At 70.9% G+C, this 3,225-nt stretch carries 3 protein-coding genes; all 3 read left to right on the top strand.

The window, feature by feature from the left end; all coding sequences use genetic code 11:
* Positions 1–201: 201 nt before the first annotated feature.
* The 3 genes from Q1K57_RS09730 to Q1K57_RS09720 are packed head-to-tail and all read left to right on the top strand — an operon-like array spanning position 202 to position 3,174.
* Positions 202–1,467 carry a peptidoglycan DD-metalloendopeptidase family protein gene (locus Q1K57_RS09730; protein ID WP_300081668.1) on the top strand — a complete coding sequence of 422 codons (1,266 nt, stop codon included), beginning with the start codon at positions 202–204 and terminating at the stop codon, positions 1,465–1,467.
* Between the two features lie 48 nt (positions 1,468–1,515).
* Entirely contained in the window at positions 1,516–1,764 is a 249-nt protein-coding gene (locus Q1K57_RS09725; RefSeq protein WP_300081666.1) for a hypothetical protein, read from the top strand.
* A 12-nt stretch (positions 1,765–1,776) separates the two neighbouring features.
* Positions 1,777–3,174, top strand: a complete 1,398-nt coding sequence (locus Q1K57_RS09720) for a sodium:proton antiporter (RefSeq protein WP_300081663.1) — start codon at positions 1,777–1,779, stop codon at positions 3,172–3,174.
* The last annotated feature ends 51 nt before the right edge of the window (positions 3,175–3,225 follow it).

The following is a 3,225-nucleotide window of genomic DNA, read 5'->3' as shown; positions in this document are numbered from 1 at the left end:
CTGCCCGAGATCCTCGCCTGGGCGGCCGTCGTCGAGAAGTTCCTACTTTCGGTGGAGTTCGAGGTCTGGACTCCGCCCGGTTGGGGGTGAACAATCGAGGGGAACAACCGTCCGGGGCCTTCCTCACCCGGCCTACCAGAGTACTACAAGGCACGCCAGCACCCCAGGCGCCGTGGGCTTCGGCGCCCACGGCCCGGAGCCATGCTGTTCGCGACCCTCGCGGCAGCGAGCCGCGTGGCTGTGCCCGTTGCCGCCTCTGCGAACCCCGTCACCTTGTCGGTGCCGCGGAGCACCGTGGCCGCCGACACCGAGGCAGCCATCTACCCGTCGGTCTGGGAGGGCGGCGCCCCCATCATCGACCCCGGCCCGTTGTCCACCTCGCGGGCCGGTCACCTCGGCTACGACCCGAGCACGGACGCCACCGCCCTCGGTCTCGCGGCCGGGTCGCCGCAGGCCGCGTGGGCGCCCGAGGCGGGCACGACCGAGCAGATGCCGTTCGGAACCACGCTCGTCGCCGGCGTGGACCGCTACGTGCGTCCGGTGCCCGGCCCGATCACGTCGGCCTTCGGGCCCCGTTTCCACCCGATTCTCCACTACGTCCGCAACCACAACGGCGTCGACATGACCGCCGCGTGCGGCGTCCCCGTCGTCGCCATGGCCGACGGCAAGGTGACGCGCGCCGGCGCCGCCGGGGGCTACGGCAACCTCGTCGAGATCAACCACGGCACCCTGGACGAGGATCTCGTGGTCAGCCGCTACGCTCACCTGTCGGTGATCGGCGTCGCAGCGGGCGACACCGTGGGGCGGGGCCAGGTCGTCGGCCTTGCGGGCACCACAGGCCTGTCGACCGCCTGCCACCTGCACTTCGAGGTGCTCCTCAACGGCTCGTACGTCGATCCGGGCGGCGTGCTCGCGGGGGCTCCCTTCGCCGAGCTCATCGGGATGGCCCGGTCGATCAAGCCCAGCCAGGCAGCGGTCGTGCCGCCGGTCTTGCCGCCGAAGACCCCGATGACCCCACCCGGCACACCGTCGCAGTCGCCGTCGGCCACCCCGTCGGCCGTGCTGAGCCCGACGCCAGGCGGCTCGCCGACGCCCACCGCGTCGCCGTCCGGTAGCCCGTCTCCTTCCGCCAGCCCGTCTCCCTCGGGCAGCCCGTCTCCCTCGGGTAGCCCGTCACCCCCGGGTAGCCCGTCACCCTCGGGTAGCCCGTCACCTTCCGGCAGCACGACACCCTCGGCCAGCCCGACACCCACTGCCAGCCCGACACCCGCGCCGTCGGCGACGCCGACGCCGACGCAGGATCCCTCGCCGACGCCCGACAGCGGGCCGGCTCCGTCGCCGACCGCCGGCCCGGGACCGACGGCCCAGCCGGCACCGACGGCGTCCAGCAGCCCGGCCTCGGCACCCAGCGCTCCCCTCTCGCAGATCGCAAGCCCCTCGAGCTCGCCGGGAGCGACCGCCGGCTGAGAGCGGGCTCGACGCCGCAGCGGCCAACGCGCCCGGTACGATGCGCGCATGGCAGAGACACGCAAGCACCAGCGGGTGGTCCGCGACGCTCTCGATCAGGCCATCTTCACCGCCCTGGGCGAGAACGTCCGCCCCTTCACTCCCGGTGAGGACCCCTATGCGGCGCAGACCCCCACCCGCGATGCCACCGAAGAGGACTGGGTAGCGCCCGGCCACCTCCCGACGACCACGACGCTCGCGGCGTTCACGGTGACGCGGCTGCCCACGCCGGACGCGCCGGCCGCCACCGACGACTGACCCGCAGCACCGATGGACGTCGCCTGGTGGAGCATCATCCCGTTCGCGCTCCTGCTGGCATCCATCGCGATCCTGCCCCTCCTTCCCGCCACCGAGCACCTGTGGGAGCGCAACGCCGTCAAACTGGGCGTGGCCCTCGTGCTCGGCCTGCCGATCGCTGTGTGGTTCGTGGCGGCCGGGCATGGTGAAGAGGTCGTGCACGCGCTCGTCGAGTACGGGCAGTTCATCCTGCTGCTGCTGGCACTCTTCGTCGTGGCCGGCGGCATCTACCTCGTCGGTGACATCCGCGCCACGCCACGCAACAACACGATCTTCCTCGCTGTCGGGGGCATCCTGGCGTCCTTCATCGGCACGACGGGGGCGGCGATGCTGCTCATCCGGCCGCTGCTCAACACGAACCGCGAGCGGACGCATCGTGCCCACACGGTCATCTTCACCATCCTCATCGTGGCGAACTGCGGCGGCCTGCTGACGCCCCTCGGGGACCCGCCGCTGTTCCTCGGTTTCCTGCGCGGCGTCCCGTTCGCGTGGACCTTCTCGCTGCTACCGCAGTGGGCGTTCGTCAACGGCATGCTGCTGCTCACCTACTACGCCCTCGACCGTCGCCAGTACGCCCAGGAGCCGACCGAGGCAATCGCCTTCGACGACTCGGCCGTCACCCCGCTCGGTGTGGCCGGCAAGATCAACTTCCTGTTCTTCGCGATGATCATCGCGGCCGTCGCGTTCGTACCGTCGCTGCACCTGGAGGCGATCCTCGAGGGGCACGCCGCATGGACCGACTGGGTGCCGTGGCGCGAGCTGGTGTTCCTGCTCGCTGCGGCTGGGTCGTTCCTTCTGGGCAACAAGGATGTGCGGTTCCACCTCAACCAGTTCACGTGGACGCCGATCCTCGAGGTCGCCGCCCTGTTCATCGGCATCTTCCTGACGATGATCCCGGCGCTGAACTACCTCGCGCAGGTGGCACCGTCGCTGCCGTTGAACGCCATCACGTTCTTCGTGTTCACGGGCAGCTTGTCGGCGGTCCTGGACAACGCGCCCACTTACGCGACCTTCTTCGAGATGGCGGCGCAGTTGCCGGGGGAGCCTCTGGTGGCCGGCGTTCCGGCGCACTACCTCACGTCCATCTCGCTCGGGGCGGTGCTGTGCGGCGCGATCACCTACATCGGCAACGGGCCCAACTTCATGACGAAGGCCGTCGCCGAAGGAGCCGGGGTGACCATGCCCAGCTTCGGCGGCTACGTGCGCTGGACGTTCATCTTCCTCGTGCCGACCCTCGCCGCTCTGGTGCTGCTGTTCATCGCGGAGGGCTGGTGGAAGGTCGCCGGCGGGCTGCTCGCGCTCGGGCTGGTCGTGCGCGCGATCCTGATGGCCCGCGCCCACGTGCACCCGAGCGAACGGGTAGAGGGCTGACTCGACCCCCGCGGGACCCCGTGTGGCAGTTGGGGCTCACGGATAGGGCGC

Source organism: Propioniciclava sp. (genome assembly GCF_029977985.1).
In the GTDB taxonomy this organism is placed as follows: domain Bacteria; phylum Actinomycetota; class Actinomycetes; order Propionibacteriales; family Propionibacteriaceae; genus Propioniciclava.
The sequence above is the reverse complement of the archived record's forward strand: the minus strand, read 5'-3'. Positions and strand labels throughout refer to the sequence as shown.